The following is a 17422-nucleotide window of genomic DNA, read 5'->3' as shown; positions in this document are numbered from 1 at the left end:
CGTCCGATGATCACCAACGCTCGGGAGGATCCTGTGCAAATACCCGGGCCCGACACCCGCGTGGTCGAGCTGCGCGTGCACGGCATTCTCGGCACCACCGGGGAGGACCTGACCGACTCGGTCGCCTCGGTGGACGTGGCCGGCGACGGCGTCGGGCGCATCGTGCGACCGGCCGACCGGTTGCTGCGCCCCGTGCCCGGGCCGCAGCTGTCCGCCGGGGAGCGGTCGGTGCCGCGGATCGTCGAGGGCTACGTGTGGGGTGCGATGACCTCGGGCGGCCCGGCGAAAGCCGCTTGGGCGCTGCTGTTCCCGTTCGCGCTGGCCAACATGGCGCACTGGATGCTCCCGCCGCGCACCGACAAGGTGGTCGGGCGCGCGCTCTCGGCGGTGCTGCGCGCGCTGCTGCGGGTCTCGGCGCTGCTGCTGACGATGCTGTTCGTGGCGCAGCTGGCGGTGATCACCCTGGACCTGGTGGCCGCGCAGTGCCTGCGGCCCGGGGCGCAGTGCCTGGCGGTGGTCCCGGACGCGGTGCGCGAGCTGGACGTGCTGCGCTCGTCGGTGGCGCTGCTGCCGGTGGCCCTGGTCGCGGGCCTGATGTACTGGCTGTCCACTTCGTCCTGGCAGGTCTCGGCGCCGAAGACCGAGGGGCCCAAGCCCTCCGGCCTGGCGCCGATGCTGCCGGGCGAGAACGTGGTGTCCGATCCGGACACCCCCGCGCTGCGGGTGCTGCACCTGGTGGCCGCGCTGTCCACTGTGGCGCTGCTGGCGCTGGGCGGGCCGTTCGCGGTCAGCGCCGACCCGCGCTGGCTGCTGGCCGCGGTGCTGGTGGTCGTCGCCATCGCGGGCACCGCGGTGCTCGACGATCCCGCCAGCATGCGCTCGAACCGGACGCCTCGGGCGCTGCTCGGCCGCACCGCGCGGCGCGGACTGCTGATCGCCTCCGGGGCGCTGCTGGCCTCGGTGGCGCTGCTGCCTCCGGAGCTCGCCGGCGCGCTGCCGGGGTCCGGTCCGGTGATCGACGCGATCACCGGGCTGCTGGTGGCCACCTGCGTCGCGCTGGCCGTGCTGCTGGTGCCCGCGACGATGCTGGCCCGGCCGGGCTGGAAGTCGATCCCGCGCGGGCTGCGCCCCTGGGCGGGCGGCTGGATGGCCGCGCCGGTGCTGATGCTGGCGGTCATGCTCGGCAACGGCTTCGGCGCCGGGCTGGCCCTGAGCGTGCGGCAGACGCTGGGGGTTTCGAGCGCGGCGGACGCTTCGCTGCTGCTGCCGCGCGCCTTCTACGACGTGACGATCTTCTGGGGGACCGCGGCGCTGCTGCTGGTGGTCGCGGCGATCGTGGCGGTGCCGTGGGTCCTGCTGCGGCGGTGGCGGCACGACGGGCAGAACCGGTCGATCCCGGACGAGGTGGCGCTGCTGCACGCCGGGCGCACCGAGGACCAGGAGGCCGCCGCCGGCGCCTGGAAGTGGGCCGAGCTGCAGCGCCGCTACTCGCACCAGGCGTTCCTGGTGGTCGCCGCGGTGCTGACCGCCAGCACCACGATGACGCTGGCCGCTCGGTTCGCGGGGCTGGAGTTCCACGGTTGGCGCAGCGGGATCGGCGTGGTGGTGCTGGCCGGGCTCGCGGTCGGGCTGATGCGGATGGTCTTCCTGGCCGCCACCAAGCGCAGCCGGGCCCGCCAGCTCGGGGTGCTCGGCGACCTGTCGCTGTTCTGGCCGCGCGAGGCGCACCCGGTGGTACCGCCGTGCTACGCGCTGAAGGTGATCCCCGAGCTGGTCGACCGGGTCACCGAGCACCTGGCCGAGCCGAACACGCGGGTCGTGCTGGTGGGGCACAGCCAGGGCAGCCTGCTGGCCGCCGTGGCCGCGGCCCGGTTGATGGACCAGCTGCCCGAGCAGGATCGCGAGCGCGTGGGCCTGGTGACCGCCGGTTCGCAGCTGCAGTGGGCCTATCCCCGGGCCTTCCCCGGCGCGGTCCCGCACCGGGCGCTGGCCGAGCTCTCCGGCGCGCTGGGCGGGCGCTGGCGCGCGCTGTGCCGGGGGACCGACCCGCTGGGCGGCGCGGTGACCACCTGGAACCGGCAGGTCTACGGCGGGATGCTCATCGGGGTGGGGCTCAAGGCCGACGGCACCGAGGGGCCGCTCCCGGCCGCGACCCGCGGTCCGACCGGTGCGCTGGTGCTGGGCGGCGACCACTGGCTGCCGGACCCGCAGCGGGGGCCGTTCTCCTGCCGTCGCTGGGTTCCCGGGGTGATGGGTCACTCCGAGTACAGCGGTGATCCCGAGTGGGATCGGGCGGTGGCGATGGCCGCCGGGTTGGAGACCCCGGTGCGCGGCGCTTCCCTGCCGCTGCAGCCGGAGACGCCAGCGCCGACCCAGATCCCGTCTCCCCCGGACCTGGACAAGCACCCGCTGCAGGCCATGGGCGGCGACGGTGGTTCGCTGCCGGACGACCTCCCGCAGCAGCGGGAGGAGGCCGAGCCCGACGAGGCCCAGGAGGTCGACGAGCCCGCGGCCGTCGAGGAGGCCGAGGCCGAGGTTCCCGAGCAGGAGGTCCCGGTCGAGCGGACCGAGCCCGCGGTGCTGCCCGAGATCACCGAGCCGCGCGGCCGCATCGCCCCGTGGGAGCGCGGAGACGCCCTGCGCCCCTCGGAGAACTAGCGGTTCGAAGACGACGAAGCGGTGCCACCCCGATCGCCGGGGTGGCACCGCTTCTCGCTCGTCGCGGGCTTCTCGCGCGAAGAGCCCCGCTTCGCGCGGCCGCTAGACCTGGCCGCCCTGGTCGACCTCGCCGCTCTGGCGCTTGCCGAGCACCGAGTGCGAGCGGCTGTAGACGAAGTAGATGACCACACCGGCGACCATCCAGATCACGAACCGGATCCAGGTCAGCGCCGTCAGGTTCAGCATCAGCCACAGGCAGGCCAGGATCGCCAGGATCGGCACCACCGGGACCAGCGGGGCGCGGAAGCCGCGCGGCAGGTCCGGGCGGGTGCGCCGCAGCACGATCACGCCCAGCGAGACCAGGATGAACGCGAAGAGCGTGCCGACGTTCACCATCTCCTCGAGCTTGTCGGCCGGGAAGAAGCCGGCCGCCAGCAGCACGACGATGCCGACCAGCAAGGTCGCCCGGACCGGGGTTCCGCGGTTCGGGTCGGTCTTGGCCAGGCCCTGCGGCACCAGGCCGTCGCGGGACATCGCGAACAGCACGCGGGTCTGGCCCAGCAGCAGCACCATGACCACGGTGGTCAGACCGACCAGCGCGCCGAGCGAGATGATCGTGGCCGCCCAGTTCACGCCGTGCAGTTCGAAGGCGGTGGCCAGCGTGGCGCGGTCCCCGCCGTCCGGCGTGGCCAGATCGGTGTAGGGCACCATGCCGGTGACCACCAGCGCGACCGCGACGTAGAGCACCGTGACGATCGCCAGGCTGCCCAGGATGCCGCGCGGGGCGTTCTTCTGCGGGTTCTTGGTCTCCTCCGCGGTGGTGGCCACGATGTCGAAGCCGATGAAGGCGAAGAACACCAGCGAAGCACCGGCCAGCAGGCCGAACACGCCGTAGGTGCTGGTCTCGCCGCCCAGCATCAGCGAGAGCAGGGACTGCTCGATCTTGGGCGCGTCCTCGACGGCCTTCTCGGCCGGCGGGATGAACGGGGTGTAGTTCTTGGCGTTGATGTAGGCGATGCCGACCACGATGACCAGCAGCACCACCGAGACCTTGATGACCGTGATCACCAGGGAGAACCGCGCCGAGAGCTTGGTGCCCAGCGCCAGCAGCGTGATCAGCACCGCGACCAGCAGCACGGCGCCCCAGTCGAACTGCAGCGGGCCCGCTTCGAACGAGGTCGGCAGGTTCACCCCGAACAGCCCGAGGGTCTGCTCCAAGTAGATCGACCAGCCCTTGGACACCGCCGCGGCGGCCACCGCGAACTCCAGGATCAGGTCCCAGCCGATGATCCAGGCGATGAACTCGCCGAACGTCGCGTACGAGTAGGTGTAGGCGCTGCCCGCGACCGGAACGGTGGAGGCGAACTCGGCGTAGCACAGCGCGGCCAAGCCGCAGGCGACCGCGGCGAGCACGAACGCCAGCGAGACCGAAGGACCGGACATGTCACCGGCGGTGCGCGCGGCCAGGGTGAAGATGCCGGCGCCGATCACCACCGAAACACCGAAGACGATCAGGTCCCAGGTGCCTAGATTCTTTCGCAGCTTGGTATCCGGTTCGTCGGTATCCAAAATGGATTGTTCGACCGACTTGGTCCGCCACAGCCCAGTGCCTGGCACTGTCGCCTCCTAAAACTTCTGGTTAAGTGCGGTGGGCCCGCACCTTAATCCCTCAGGATCACAGCAAGCGCCGAAGGCCCACACTCCGGGAGCGGATTCGTTAGCCCGGCGTGATCCGCCCGCAGCCCGCGGTGATCAGTGCAGGTGGATCAGCTGCTCCTGATCCGCGAGCGATCGAGGTCCGGCTCCAGGTAGATCAGCCGCGCGGCCGGAACCTGCTCCCTGATCCGCCGCTCAGCAGCATCGATCTCAGCGGCCACCTGCGCAACCGACAACGCGGGTTTGAGCCCGATCTTGGCCGCGACGAGCAGTTCTTCCGGACCGAGGTACTGGGTGCGGATGTGGATCACGCGCTCGACGTTCTCCGAGCGCATCTGCGCGATGATCTCGTCGAGCAGGTCGCGGCTCGCGCCTTCGCCGATGAGCAGGCTCTTGGTCTCCACGATCAGCACGATCGCGATGACGCCCAGCAGCAGGCCGATGCACAACGTGCCGATCCCGTCGAAGACCGGGTTGCCGGTCAGCACGGTCAGCCCGACGCCGCCGAGGGCGAGCACCAGGCCCACCAGCGCGCCGAGGTCCTCCAGCAGCACCACCGGCAGCTCGGGAGTCTTGGCCTGGCGCACGAACTGCCACCAGGACAGCTTCCCCTTGATCGCGCGGGACTCCTGGATGGCCGTGCGGAAGCTGTAGGTCTCCAGCGCGATCGCCACGACCAGGATCAGCACCGCCACCCACGCCGAGGCCAGCGGCTCCGGGTGCTGGATCTTGTGGATGCCCTCGTAGAGCGCGAACACCGAACCGAGGCTGAACAGCAGCAGGGCGACGACGAACGAGTAGAAGAACCGGTCCCGGCCGTAGCCGAACGGGTGCTCCTCGGTGGGCTTGCGCCGCGCGGTCTTCTGGCCCAGCAGGAGCAGGCCCTGGTTGGAGGTGTCGGCCACCGAGTGCACCGACTCGGCGAGCATCGACGAGGACCCGGTGAACAGGAAACCGGCGAACTTCGCCACGGCGATGCCCGCGTTGGCGGTCAGCGCCGCCAGGATGGCCTTGGTTCCGCCTCCTGCTGACACGTCTTCCTCCGCGATGATCGGGTCGCACCTGGTGGCGCGAGCGCTGCGGAGAATCTACCGGCCTCGGCGCGCCGCGGGGGCAGTTTGGTCGTGTGAGCTAGGGCTGTTTGGGAAGTGCGTGGCGGTGCGAGTAGCGGGTTGCGAGACGCCTCCCGGGCTCCGCGCGCCACTCCTGACGTATGCCAATCGGGGCGGTCATTCGCCGAACGCGCCGGCGGCCGCCCGGAAGACCTGGGCCTGCCCCTCCGCGTCCAGCTCGGTGGGCCGCACCCGCACCGCGGGGTCGGAGGCCGCCAGCCACACCGAACCGCCGCGGGAGAGCTCCACCGCCCGCTGCGGGTCGCCGCTGGAGCAGTCCAGCCGGACCGAGCCCTTGGTGCACAGGAGTATCTGCGGGCCCGGCGAATCCACGTGCACGGTGCCCGACTCGGCGGGCGTCCAGTCCAACCTGGACAGCTCGAACTCGTCGGCGGGCACCCGGTAGGCGGTGCGGTTGGCGTCCAGCGACTCGCCCTTGAGCACCCGCATGTCGCCGCAGGAGAAGTCCAGCACCTTGAGCAGTTCCGGCACGTCCACGTGCTTCGGGGTCAACCCGCAGCGCAGGATGTTGTCCGAGTTGGCCAGGATCTCGATGCCGGTGCCGTGCAGGTAGGCGTGCAGGTTGCCGGCGGGCAGGAAGATCGCCTCGCCGGGCTGCAGCACCAGTCGGTTGAGCAGCAGGCTGGCCAGCACGCCCGCGTCGTTCGGGTACGCCTCGCCGAGCTCCAGCACGGTCCGGCACTCCAGGGCGAACTCGCCGCGCTCGCGCACGTGGGCCACGCAGGCCTCCAGCAGCTCCGGCAGCACCTCGCGCAGGTAGTGCTCTGGCAGCGTGATCCAGGTGGTGAACAGCGCGCGCAGCCCGTCGGCGTCGGGCTGGCCCGCCAGCAGCTCGCGGTGCGCGCGCAGGCTCGGCACCTGCAGGGCGTCCAGCAACCGCACGGTGCGCTGCGCGTCGCGAAAACCGGCCAGCGCGTGGAACTCGGTGAGCGCGCAGACCAGCTCGGGCTTGGCGGTGGGATCGGGGTAGTTGCGGTTCGGCGCGTTGCGCGCGATGCCCGCGCGCTCCTCCCGGGCGAAGCCCTCGGCGGCCTGCTCGGCCGACGGGTGCGCCTGCAGGCTCAGCGGTTCGTCGGCGGCGAGCACCTTGAGCAGGAACGGCAACCTGCCGCCCCAGCGGCGCACGCACTCCGCTCCGAGGTGGTGCGAGGGGTGGTCGTCGAGCAGCGACAGCAGCGACACCTCGTCGCCGCCCGAGCGGAGCACCCGGGAGGGATCACCCGGGTGGGCGCCCATCCACAGCTCGGCTTCCGGATGCGGTGTGGGTACGGGCCGACCGAGCAGATCCGCAATAGCGGTGCGCGAGCCCCAGGCGTAGGGGCGCACCGCGTTGCGCAGTAGCTCCACAGTCGAATCTCGCTTCCTCGATCTCGCTTGCTCGTCCGCGTCGCCCCAGCACACCGCACACCACGAGCGGCGCCATCGGGGGTTTCCCGGAAGATTTCCCTCAGTGCATCGCCAGAGCAGGCCAACCGGGGCCGTTGAGCATGCCCGCGGCCAGTCCGAGGTAGACGGCTGCCAGGTCGAATCGGACGGCCAGCACCCCGGCGCGCAGCACCGGGTCGGCGCGCACCGAGTCGCCCGGGGCGACCACGTCGGCGCCCGGGAGGTCGCGCGCGGCCGCGCGCTCGTAGACCTCGCCCTGGTTGTCCAAGCGCGCGTTGATCAGGAACGCCCGCAGCGAGGAGGCGGGCGCATCCTCGGGGTCGGCGAAGATGTCGGCCTCCGAGCCGACCGAGGCCGCGGCCCGGTGCAGTCCGCGCTGCGCGGCGGCCTGCGGGTAGCCGGCGACGTGGCAGGGCACGCCCGCGTGCGCGCCGAGCGCGTAGGCGCCGTGCGCGGCCACGGCCGTCGACACCGGTTCCAGGCCCCACAGCAGCGGCGCGCGGTCGGCCAGCCGCAGAGCCAGCGACTTGGCCGGGTTGCTCAGCGACTCGTGGCCGGGGTGGTCGCGCTCGGCCTCCTTGTCGAGCTCCTCGGCGAGCTCGTCGGTGTCGAACTCCAGCAACCGCAGCGCGCGCAGCGTGCAGATGCCCGCGGCGAAGACGTAGCCGAACGACAGCGCCGGCGGAACCGGCACGCGCGGCGGCAGCAGCTTGGCGCGTCCGGCGCCCGCCGCGGCCACCGGACCTTCGTCGGGCACCGCCAGCACCACGCTGGCGCCCCGGCGGCAGGCGGTGGCCACGGATTCGGCCAGCGTCACGTCACCGACGTCGTCGGTGTGCGCGAACACCGCGTCCAGCGCACCGACCCAGGACGGCAGCTCCTCGGAGACCACCAGCGGCACCGGGCAGCGCGGGCCGGTCAGCGCGGCCAGCAGACCGGCCACGCCCGGCCCGACACCGGGCCTGGTGAGCAGCACCACGGCGCGCGGGCGCTCGTCGGCGAGCTGGTCGAGGCCGATCTCGCTCGCCGTCTCGGCGCAGGAGCGCACCTGGGCGCCCGCGAGCGCGGCCAGCCGCAGCAGGCCGGCCGAGTCGGTGTCGGCCAGCCTGGCCGGGTCGTCGAAGAGGCTGTCGTCCAACATCCGAGCTCACCCCTCACCGGCGGCGTCGGGGGCGGGTCCCCCGACGGCCTCCTCCAGCAGCAGCACCGGAATGCCGTCTCGCACGGGGAAGGCGCGGCCGCAGGAAGTGCAGGTCAGGTAGTCGGCCCGCGGATCGTCGCCGCGGCCGGGCTTCAGCGCGCCGTGCTGCTCGCACGGGCAGGCCAGGATTTCCAGCAACTGCGCTTCCAGGTCAACGGCCACGATTCCTCCCAAGCTCGCCATGCCCGCGGATCACCTGCCGCGAGGTCATCCTCGGACGACCGCGAGCACCTCGTCGCGCAACGCGGCCACGGCTTCAGTGTCCCTGGCCTCCACGTTGAGCCGGAGCAGCGGTTCGGTGTTGGACGGGCGCAGGTTGAACCACGACCCGTCCGCCAGCTCCACGGTAAGCCCGTCGAGCTCGTCGACACGAGCGCCATTCCGGTCACCGAAGGCCTCGGCGACCGCGCGCATCCTGCCCTGCTGGTCGTCGACGGTGGAGTTGATCTCGCCGCTGGCCGCGTAGCGGTCGAACTCGGCCATCAGCTGCGACAGCGGCCGGTCCTGCCCGCCGAGCGCGGCCAGCACGTGCAGCGCGGCCAGCATCCCGGAGTCGGCGCGCCAGAAGTCCCGGAAGTAGTAGTGCGCCGAGTGCTCGCCGCCGAAGATCGCGCCGGTCTCGGCCATCGTCTGCTTGATGAACGAGTGGCCGACCCGCGTGCGCACCGGCTTGCCGCCGTGCTCGCCGACGATCTCCGGGACCGCCTTGGAGGTGATCAGGTTGTGGATGATCGAGGAACCGGGTTCCTTGGCCAGCTCGCGGGTGGCCACCAGCGCGGTGATCGCGCTCGGCGAGACCGGGTCGGCGTTCTCGTCGACCACGAAGCAGCGGTCGGCGTCGCCGTCGAAGGCCAGGCCCGCGTCGGCGCCGACCTCGCGCACCTTGGCCTGCAGGTCGACGATGTTGGCCGGGTCCAGCGGGTTGGCCTCGTGGTTCGGGAAGCTGCCGTCGAGCTCGAAGTACATCGGCACCAGCTCGATGGGCAGGTCGGCGAACACGGTGGGCACGGTGTGCCCACCCATGCCGTTGCCCGCGTCCACGACGATCTTGAGCGGCCGGATGTCGCGCAGCTCGACCAGGTCGAGCAGGTAGGCCGAGTAGTCGGCGACCATGTCACGCTCGGAGACCGCGCCCTTGGCGCCGAGGAACTCCGGCACGCCGTGGGCGACCAGCTCCTGGATCTCCGACAGGCCGCTGTCCTGGCCCACCGGGGCGGCACCGGCGCGGCAGAGCTTGATGCCGTTGTACTGGGCCGGGTTGTGGCTGGCGGTGAACATCGCGCCCGGCAGCTCCAGCTTGCCGGAGGCGAAGTAGAGCATGTCGGTGCTGGCCAGACCGATGTTGATGACGTCGACGCCCTGACCGGTCACGCCCTCGGCGAAGGCCTCGGCCAGCCCCGGCGAGGAGTCCCGCATGTCATGTCCGATCACCACGGCCGGTCCCCCGACCAGCCGGGTGAAGGCGGCCCCGATCTCCCGCACCACGTCGGCGTCCAGACCTTCCCCGACCACCCCGCGGATGTCGTACGCCTTGACGATCCCCGACAGGTCCCGCACGCTGCACCCTCCCGTTCGCAACTGAACTGGTTGGCAGCCTACCGGCGATCGGCCGGAGCGTGGCCGCAACGGCATCGACCGAGCCGTTCGTCACGATCCACTACTCGTCGACCGGGTCGGGCAGCGCCCGCAGGTGCGCCCGGCGGCCGGAACCGGTACCGCCGGTCGGCGGCTCGACGGGGCGATCCGGGCGACCGGCCTCGCGCACGGCCTCGGCCAGCGCGGTCAGGTCGTCGTCCGAGGGGGTCGGCGGGGCGAACTCGCCTTCGTGCCGGACGACCTCCCAGCCCTTGGGCACGGTCAACCGCAACGCGTGCGCCTCGCACAGGTCGTAGCTGTGGGGCTCGGAATAGGTCGCCAACGGCCCGACCACCGCGGTCGAGTCCGAATAGGCATAAGTGAGCGTCGCAACGGCCGGGTTGGCACACCCGGTCCGCGAGCACCGCCTCACGCTCCGCACGGCAAGCACGATAGCGCCCCCTGTCCACCTCGCGGCGCAGGCACGCGGAATCGTTTCGCGAACCGCGCCGAACACCAGTTTCCCACCCTCCCACCGAGCGCCGTCACACCCTGTCCGCTTCCGGCGAACGCGTCCGGGCGATCACCACCGGAAATCCGGGTGGCGGATGTCCCGAACCGGGGGCGCGGAGGCGTACCCTCACCCCGTGGTTACCGCACGTGGATCTCGGAGTCGCTCCCGCATCAGGCGGGACCGGCGCGGCCGTGGCCTGCGCGGACCGCTGTACCCGTCGACGGTCCCGATCTCGCGCAGCCGCTCGCAGCGGTTCGACCAGCTGGTGCTGGAGGCGCTCGAACCCATCGAGCAGCGCTGGCACACCGAGCTGACCCAGCTCGACGTCGCCGTCGACGAGGTTCCCGAGGTCGGCACCACCAGGCCGGACAAGGTGGTCTGGGACGACGACGTGGTCGTCGACGCCAACGTCCCGCTGGCCAGGCTGGTGCCCGCCGGCGTGGACCGCCGGGGGCTGCCGACCCAGGCACGCATCGTGCTCTACCGCAGGCCGCTGGAGGCCCGCGCCCGCGACGGCACGGACATGGCCGACCTGCTGCACGACGTGCTCGTCGAGCAGGTGGCCACCTACCTCGGCCTGGACCCCGACGTCATCGAGGGCCAGTAGTCACCGCTGGCGGCGCCGTCCCGGGATGGACGCCACCAGCGTGAACAACGCCACGGCGGCCTGCACGACCAACATCGTCGTGCGCGGCAACTCGGTGTAGCCGACCTGCACCTCGGCCGGGTGGTCCGGCAGCGGGATGGCCACCTGGTGGTTCCAGGCCGTGGCCAGCGGCACCTCGCGACCGTCGACCCGGGCGTACCAGCCCGGCTCGTTCTCCGCGCCCAGGACCAGGGCGCGGCCCGCGCCTCCCTCGGAGACGCGGACGGTGAAGTCGGGCAGCTCCGCGCTCACCGGCAGCGGGCGCGCCTCCGGGGAGGGACCCGCTTCGGTCTGCGCGCGCCGAGCGAGGTCCGGGCCGACCAGCTTGACGGGCGTGTCCGGCAGCTGCAGCCGCAGCACGCGCCGGCCGTCGGGCAGCCTGCCGCTGGCGTCGACCAGGTCACCGCCGAGCTCGGCGATCCGGGAGTCCGGCGGGGCGATGATGGACCCGGTGCCGCGCGCGGCGACCGAGGCCAGCGCGCCGCGCACCCGCTCGGGGTCGTCGAGCTGCAGGTCCTGGTCGATCTGGCGCAGCCAATCGGCGGCGCCGCCTGCCGGGGCGAGCGCGTCGTCGCCGAAGCGGGGCCCGCTGCCGGTGACCAGCCGGGCGGGCTGCGGGCCTGCGGTGAGCACCAGCCGGGTGTCCGGCTGGCCGGTGGTCGAGCGCAGCTGCAGCGGCCCGGTGACCGCGGCGAAGGCCGAGCCCGCGGCCAGCGCGACCAGCCCGGCGGCGACCACCGGGGCGGCGATGGCCGTCGGGACCTCGGGCAACCGGGCCGACAGCAGGATCCAGGCGCACCCGGCCGCCACCAGGACCAGCGGCCCGCCGGTCCAGCCGGGGCTGGGCTGGCCGCCGATGAGCGGCTGCGCCTCGACCGTGCCGACGACCGCCGCCAGCGCGAAGCCGAACGCGGCCACGCCCGCGCCGAGCAGCATGCGGCGGCGCCAGCAGACCACCAGCGCCACGATCGCGGCCAGCACCAGCAGCGCGCCGGGGAGCGTGGCGGGCGAGCCGTCCGGGCTCAGCGCCGACAGCAGCGCGGTGGCGTGGACCTCGACGGTGCGCGCGCCGAGGCCGTGCAGCAGCAGTTCGGGATGGCGCGACCAGGTCACCGGCCAGGGCAGCAGGCAGGCCACCGACAGCAGCACGATCGCGACGAGCCCGGCGGCGCGGCGGCGGCCGAGCAGCTCCTGGTCGCCGGGCACCAGCACGTAGCCGAGCAGCGCGAGGAGCAGCAGCGCCAGGTGCACCAGCGGAGCGAAGGCTCCCAGCGCGGCCAGTCCGAGCGCGGTCAGGCAGGCCGTTCCCAGCCACTGCCCGTCGGAGCGCCGGATCACCGCGGCGATCCCGCCCAGCAGCGGCGGGACCAGCACGTGCGCGACGACGACGTCGAGGCGGCCCTCCCCGGCCGCCAGCGAGGCGACCGGGACCAGCGCGTAGGCCGCGGAGACCAGCACCCGCCGCACCGGTCGATCGGTGACGGCGCGACTGGCGAGGTAAGCGCTCAGCCCGGCCAGCGGTACGCCGAACAGCAGCAGCGCGGCGACCACGACGGGAGGCCCGCCGAGAACGGTGCCCAGCAGCGCCAGCACCGCGAGCGAGGGCGGGGCCATGGCCCCGGTTCCGCCGCTGACCGCGTGCCAGGAGCTCAGGTAGTCCGACCAGGTGGTGCCCAGATCCGCGACCGGGAAGAGGCGGCCGCCGACCAGGTTGGTGCCGAACCGCCCTGCGAGCCAGGCGTTGCCGACGGCGAACAGGGTCAGGACCAGCACCAGCAGCGCCGGGGGCAGCAACCGGCCGCGCAGGTCGTGCTCGGGGCGTCCGGCCGGGTCCGGCTCGCGCGGGGCCGGTTTCGGCCGGTCGTTGCCGGACCGCTCCGCGCGCCGCCACACCGGCCGCAACCACGATTTCGACGAGCGCTCGTTCACCGCCGCTGGCCCTCCCGCTAGCCCAGATCGCTACCGCGGAAAACGGTAGTGCACTGGCCAGGACCAACGACGCGCCCGCTCAACGGGTTCGCCACCTGGGCGCCCGAACCCGATCCGCACCGCTCGGCGCGGTCCGAGGAGGACGGAGCCGGCGCTCACCTCACCCGCGGCGCGAGGGCCCGACCGGGATCGAGCTCCCCGTCGGCGCTGCGGGACCGGCTCGGAGCGGCCTCTCACACCGCGCGGCGCTTGAGCTTGCGGCGCTCCCTTTCGGACAGACCGCCCCAGATTCCGAAGCGCTCGTCGTGCTGCAGCGCGTATTCCAGGCATTCGGAGCGAACTTCGCACCCGGCGCAGATGCGCTTGGCCTCCCGGGTGGATCCGCCCTTTTCCGGAAAGAACGCTTCGGGATCGGTTTGCGCGCACAGCGCGCGCTCCTGCCATTCCTGTTCTTCTTCGGGCATTTCGAACAGTTCGGCCAGGACGTCGATCTCGGCCAGAGCGGTGTTGCCGCTCTCGGCGACCCGGCTATCTGCTGTCTCCCACATGTCTCCCCCGATTTCTCCCCGTATTCCCGCCGGCCCTCCCCAGGGCCGGAGCGGGAAGCACTCCTGCTCGCAGGTCGCGGACTTCCCGCCGGAATTCCGCGATTTCGACGGCGAAGCCGTCGCCGATCGGTCGCGCCCTCGCTCTCCCGACGCCAACCCGATCGACCGTGCCCGACCGAGGTCTCCCGCTCCCGGCCGGTCGCCGCCGATCGTCCACTGAGCGGAACGATCTTTTCAGCAGCGAATAACACAACTGTGATTACACCCGTGCAACTCCCCGCGGTCAAGCGGAGACCTTCCGTAGGGGGACATCCGGATCAGCGGGTCCCCGTTCCACCGGAGCCCTTTCCCGTCGGCGTTCGGCACAACGATCATGCTCCGTCCGGAGCAGCGTACTGGGCCGTGATCATGCTTACCACCACGAGGTCGGCCCCGCACCGCGAAGGCGATCACCCGGACGCCGCTCCGTCGTGGAGACTGTGGGCGTGACTTCCGCACTTCGAGTCAGCCCGCTGTTCCTCGGCATGATCGCGGTGACCGTTCTCGGCGGCTTCCTGACCACGATGACCGACCAGACCGCGCTGACCGCGGGCGTGGTGCTGCTGGTGCTCGGCGGCTGGGCCGTATCGCTGTGCCTGCACGAGTTCGGCCACGCCATCACCGCCTACCGCGGCGGCGACTGGTCGGTGCGCGCGAAGGGCTACCTGACCCTGGACCCGCGGCGCTACACCGACCCGGTGCTCAGCATCGTGCTGCCGCTGATCTTCGTGGCCATCGGCGGCATCCCGCTGCCCGGCGGCGCGGTGTGGATCAACCACGCGGCGCTGCGCTCGCGCCGCACCGAGTCGATGGTCTCGCTGGCGGGCCCGTCGGCGAACCTGGTCGTCGGCATGCTGCTGGCCGGGGCGATCTCGCTGATCCAGATGCCGCTGGGCCTGGCCGCCGGGCTGTCCTACTTGGCGTTCCTGCAGGTCATCGCGTTCGTGCTGAACATCCTGCCGATCCCCGGCCTGGACGGCTACGGCGTGATCGAGCCCTGGCTGTCCCCGGCGGCCCGCAGGTTCGGGGAGAAGGCCCGGCCGTGGGCACCGCTGGCGCTGTTCGTCGTGCTCATCGGCGTCCCGCTGGTCGGCCGGATGTTCTTCGAGCTGGCCTACTTCGTCTTCGACGTCGTCGGCGGCGACGCGGCGCTGACCTCCTTCGGCAACAGCATCTTCCGCAGCATCCTCGGCGGGCTCTGAGCCGCCCGCGGACGGGGGCGTCCGGGTTCACATCCTCGCGGCGCGCGGGACGTGCGAGGATCGGAGCCGTGAAGGTCGTAGTTCTGGTCGGCGGAGTCGGCGGCGCGAGGTTCCTGCTGGGGGTCAAGGCGGCGCTGGGGCTGCCCGCGATCGGTGAAGCGGAGTCCGAGCACGAGGTCACCGCGGTGGTCAACGTGGGCGACGACGTGTGGATGCACGGTCTGCGGGTCTGCCCCGACCTGGACACCTGCATGTACACCCTCGCCGACGCCATCGACGCCCAGAAGGGCTGGGGCCGGGTCGCCGAGACCTGGTCGGTCAAGGAGGAGCTGGCCGCCTACGGAGCCGAGCCGTCCTGGTTCGGCCTGGGCGACCGCGACATCGCCACGCACCTGGTGCGCTCCCGGATGCTGCGCGCCGGCTACTCGCTGACCGCGGTGACCGAGGCGCTGTGCGACCGGTGGAGGCCGGGCGTGCGGCTGCTGCCGGTCACCGACGACCGGGTGGAGACCCACGTCGCCATCGACGACCCGGACAGCGGCGAGGGCCGCGCGGTGCACTTCCAGGAGTGGTGGGTGCGCCACCGCGCCGAGCCGAAGGCGCACGCGATCGTGCCGGTGGGCGCCGACGACGCCAAGCCGAGCCAGGACGCCCTCGACGCGATCGAGCACGCCGACGTGGTGCTGCTGGCGCCGTCGAACCCGGTGGTCAGCATCGGCACGCTGCTGGCGGTGCCCGGCTTCCGGGACGCGCTGCGCAAGACCTCCGCGCCGGTGGTGGGCCTGTCGCCGATCGTGGGCGGCAAGCCGCTGCGCGGCATGGCGGACGCCTGCCTGACCGCGATCGGCGAGGACAGCACCGCCGAGGCCGTCGGCAGGCACTACGGGGCGCGCGGCTCCGAGGGCGTCCTCGACGGCTGGCTGGTGCACACCGGGGACGAGGCCGAGGTGCCGGGCGTCGAGACGCGCGCGGTGCCGCTGCTGATGTCCGATGTGGACGCCACCGCGACGATGGCGCTGGAGGCCTTCGACCTGGCTTCGGCGGTGAAGCAGCGATGAGGGATCACGCCGCGAGCGGCGGCCTGCAGCTGTTCCCGGTCACCGGGTTGCCCGAGTTCGCCGAGGGCGACGACCTGGCGGCCTCGATCGCGGCCGGCGCGCCCTGGCTCGCCGACGGCGACGTCGTGGTGGTCACCAGCAAGGTCTTCTCCAAGGTCGAGGGCCGGATGGTGACCGCGCCCGCCGACCCCGAGGAGCGCGACGCGCTGCGCAGGCAGCTGGTGCTGCAGGAGTCCGACCACGTGCTGGCTCGCCGCGGGCGCACGCTGATCACGCAGAACAAGCTGGGCATCGTGCAGGCGGCGTCCGGCGTGGACGCCTCCAACGTCGCCGCCGACCAGATCGCGCTGCTGCCCGAGGATCCCGACGCCTCCGCGGACCGGCTGCGCGAAGCCCTCGCCGAGCAGCTCGGGGTGCGGGTGGGCGTCGTGGTCACCGACACGATGGGCCGCACCTGGCGCATCGGGCAGACCGACGTGGCCATCGGCTCCGCCGGGCTCGGCGTGCTGCACCGCTACGCGGGCAGCACCGACTCGCAGGGCAACGAGCTCGCGGTGACCGAGGTGGCCGTGGCCGACGAGATCGCCGCCGCGGCGGACCTGGTCAAGGGCAAGCTCGGCGGGGTCCCGGTGGCGGTGGTGCGCGGCCTCGGCATCGCCGACGACGGCTCGACCGCGCGGGAGCTGGTGCGCACCGTCGACGACGACCTCTTCTACCTGGGCACCCGGGAGGCGCTGGCGCAGGGCCGCCGGGAGGCGGTGCTGATGCGCCGGTCGGTCCGGGAGTTCGGCGAGGACCCGGTGGACGCCGAGGCGCTGCGGCGCGCGGTCGGGGCCGCGCTGACCGCCCCCGCGCCGCACCACACGAGGCCGGTTCGCTTCGCGTGGCTGCGCGACCGTCCACTGCGGACGAAGCTGCTCGACGCCATGCGCACGGCGTGGCTGGAGGACCTCAAGGGCGACGGGTTGTCCGCGGAAGCCGCGCAGCGGCGGGTGGCCCGCGGCAACCTGCTCTACAACGCGCCGGAGGTCGTGCTGCCGTTCCTGGTGCGCGAGGGGGCGCACGACTACCCGGACGAGACGCGCGGCGCGGCCGAGGAGCGGATGTTCACCGTCGCCGGTGGCGCTGCGGTGCAGGGCCTGCTGGTGGCGCTGGCCGCGGAGGAGCTCGGCTCCTGCTGGGTGTCCTCGACGATGTTCTGCCCGGACGTGGTGCGCTCGGCGCTGGACCTGCCGGCCGACTGGGAACCGCTGGGCGCGGTGGCCGTCGGCCACCCGGCCGAACCCGCGGGCGGACCGCGCCCGCCTCGCGGCCTCGACCAGGGATGGGTGGAGCTGTGAGCGGACCGCACGCCGACGCCGCGCGGGTGCTGGGCGGTTGGCGCCCGGTCGATCCCCAGCAGGAAGCGCTGCGGCAGTCGTTCCTGACGCTGCTGGACGCGCGGGAGGACGCCTGCCTGCGCGCGTGCGAGCCCGGGCACGTGACCTCCTCGGCGGTGCTGCTGGACGCCGCGGGCGACAACGTGCTGCTGACCCTGCACCCGCGGGTCGGCAGGTGGCTGCAGCTGGGCGGGCACTGCGAGCCGGAGGACGACTCGCTGGCCGGTGCGGCGCTGCGCGAGGCCACCGAGGAGTCCGGCATGACCGGGCTGGTGGTCGACCCGGAGCCGGTGCACCTGGACGTGCACCCGATCACCTGCTCGCTGGGCAAGCCGACGCGGCACTTCGACGTGCGGTTCGTGGTCCGCGCGCCGAGCGGCGCGCAACCGGTCCGCAGCGACGAATCCCTCGACCTGCGCTGGTGGTCGCTGGGCGCGCTGCCGGAGAACACCGACCTGCACCCGCTGCTGGAAGCGGCGGCCGCGGCGTGAGACCCGC

General features: G+C 72.7%; 15 protein-coding genes. 6 read left to right on the top strand and 9 right to left on the bottom strand.

From position 1 onward, the window contains the following. The first annotated feature begins 33 nt into the window (after positions 1-33). Positions 34-2658, top strand: coding sequence for a hypothetical protein (locus tag ACFQRI_RS08685; RefSeq protein WP_380666374.1), 2625 nt, complete (start codon positions 34-36; stop codon positions 2656-2658). A gap of 102 nt (positions 2659-2760) precedes the next feature. On the opposite strand, the gene ACFQRI_RS08680 is transcribed toward ACFQRI_RS08685, so the two are convergent. The 7 genes from ACFQRI_RS08680 to ACFQRI_RS08650 form a co-directional block, all read right to left on the bottom strand. Beyond that, the gene (locus ACFQRI_RS08680) at positions 2761-4275 is read right to left on the bottom strand and encodes an amino acid permease (protein ID WP_380666372.1); all 1515 of its coding nucleotides are present in this window, start codon (positions 4273-4275) and stop codon (positions 2761-2763) included. A gap of 149 nt (positions 4276-4424) precedes the next feature. Then, a complete protein-coding gene (locus ACFQRI_RS08675) occupies positions 4425-5348 on the bottom strand; it encodes a cation diffusion facilitator family transporter (protein ID WP_380666370.1) in 924 nt (307 codons plus the stop codon). 195 nt (positions 5349-5543) lie between these two features. Then, positions 5544-6794 carry a mannose-6-phosphate isomerase, class I gene (gene manA / locus ACFQRI_RS08670; protein ID WP_380666368.1) on the bottom strand — a complete coding sequence of 417 codons (1251 nt, stop codon included), beginning with the start codon at positions 6792-6794 and terminating at the stop codon, positions 5544-5546. A 100-nt stretch (positions 6795-6894) separates the two neighbouring features. After that, positions 6895-7974: a hypothetical protein gene (locus ACFQRI_RS08665; RefSeq protein WP_380666367.1), complete on the bottom strand. Its 1080-nt coding sequence runs from the start codon at positions 7972-7974 to the stop codon at positions 6895-6897. A 6-nt stretch (positions 7975-7980) separates the two neighbouring features. Continuing rightward, the gene (locus tag ACFQRI_RS08660; protein ID WP_380666365.1) at positions 7981-8196 is read right to left on the bottom strand and encodes a Trm112 family protein; all 216 of its coding nucleotides are present in this window, start codon (positions 8194-8196) and stop codon (positions 7981-7983) included. A gap of 45 nt (positions 8197-8241) precedes the next feature. Then, positions 8242-9591 (bottom strand): phosphomannomutase/phosphoglucomutase, encoded by a 1350-nt coding sequence (locus ACFQRI_RS08655; RefSeq protein WP_380666363.1) that lies wholly within the window; start codon positions 9589-9591, stop codon positions 8242-8244. A gap of 100 nt (positions 9592-9691) precedes the next feature. Continuing rightward, positions 9692-10051 (bottom strand): DUF3499 domain-containing protein, encoded by a 360-nt coding sequence (locus tag ACFQRI_RS08650; protein WP_380666362.1) that lies wholly within the window; start codon positions 10049-10051, stop codon positions 9692-9694. Between the two features lie 166 nt (positions 10052-10217). On the opposite strand from ACFQRI_RS08650, the gene ACFQRI_RS08645 reads away from it, so the two are divergent. Then, on the top strand, positions 10218-10730 hold the full coding sequence (locus ACFQRI_RS08645) for a metallopeptidase family protein (RefSeq protein WP_380666360.1): 513 nt from the start codon (positions 10218-10220) through the stop codon (positions 10728-10730). Here the strand turns inward: ACFQRI_RS08645 and ACFQRI_RS08640 are convergent, their stop codons facing one another. Both ACFQRI_RS08640 and ACFQRI_RS08635 read right to left on the bottom strand, forming a co-directional pair. Next, the gene (locus tag ACFQRI_RS08640; RefSeq protein ID WP_380666358.1) at positions 10731-12698 is read right to left on the bottom strand and encodes a DUF2339 domain-containing protein; all 1968 of its coding nucleotides are present in this window, start codon (positions 12696-12698) and stop codon (positions 10731-10733) included. Between the two features lie 233 nt (positions 12699-12931). Continuing rightward, positions 12932-13162, bottom strand: a complete 231-nt coding sequence (locus ACFQRI_RS08635; protein WP_344128105.1) for a WhiB family transcriptional regulator — start codon at positions 13160-13162, stop codon at positions 12932-12934. 608 nt (positions 13163-13770) lie between these two features. Here ACFQRI_RS08635 and ACFQRI_RS08630 point away from each other — a divergent pair. The 4 genes from ACFQRI_RS08630 (at position 13771) to ACFQRI_RS08615 (ending at position 17415) form a co-directional block, all read left to right on the top strand. Next, the gene (locus tag ACFQRI_RS08630; protein ID WP_380666445.1) at positions 13771-14487 is read left to right on the top strand and encodes a site-2 protease family protein; all 717 of its coding nucleotides are present in this window, start codon (positions 13771-13773) and stop codon (positions 14485-14487) included. A 68-nt stretch (positions 14488-14555) separates the two neighbouring features. Then, positions 14556-15545, top strand: coding sequence for a 2-phospho-L-lactate transferase (gene cofD, locus ACFQRI_RS08625; protein ID WP_380666356.1), 990 nt, complete (start codon positions 14556-14558; stop codon positions 15543-15545). Beyond that, a complete protein-coding gene (locus tag ACFQRI_RS08620) occupies positions 15542-16885 on the top strand; it encodes a coenzyme F420-0:L-glutamate ligase (protein ID WP_380666354.1) in 1344 nt (447 codons plus the stop codon). Before cofD ends, ACFQRI_RS08620 begins: the two co-directional genes overlap by 4 nt. Then, complete coding sequence (locus tag ACFQRI_RS08615) at positions 16882-17415, top strand: NUDIX hydrolase (RefSeq protein WP_380666352.1); 534 nt, start codon at positions 16882-16884, stop codon at positions 17413-17415. Before ACFQRI_RS08620 ends, ACFQRI_RS08615 begins: the two co-directional genes overlap by 4 nt. The last annotated feature ends 7 nt before the right edge of the window (positions 17416-17422 follow it).

It is taken from the genome of Saccharopolyspora griseoalba, from assembly GCF_042665275.1.
Taxonomy (GTDB): Bacteria; Actinomycetota; Actinomycetes; order Mycobacteriales; family Pseudonocardiaceae; genus Saccharopolyspora; species Saccharopolyspora griseoalba.
This window is presented reverse-complemented; position numbering and strand designations above follow the sequence as displayed.

What these genes read in the sequence shown, in the direction of transcription:
- ACFQRI_RS08665 (WP_380666367.1), bottom strand. Translation starts at nt 7,974, where the DNA reads ATGTTGGACGACAGCCTCTTCGACGACCCGGCCAGGCTGGCCGACACC.
- ACFQRI_RS08645 (WP_380666360.1), top strand. Translation starts at nt 10,218, where the DNA reads ATGTCCCGAACCGGGGGCGCGGAGGCGTACCCTCACCCCGTGGTTACC.
- ACFQRI_RS08635 (WP_344128105.1), bottom strand. Translation starts at nt 13,162, where the DNA reads ATGCCCGAAGAAGAACAGGAATGGCAGGAGCGCGCGCTGTGCGCGCAA.
- ACFQRI_RS08630 (WP_380666445.1), top strand. Translation starts at nt 13,771, where the DNA reads ATGATCGCGGTGACCGTTCTCGGCGGCTTCCTGACCACGATGACCGAC.
- ACFQRI_RS08620 (WP_380666354.1), top strand. Translation starts at nt 15,542, where the DNA reads ATGAGGGATCACGCCGCGAGCGGCGGCCTGCAGCTGTTCCCGGTCACC.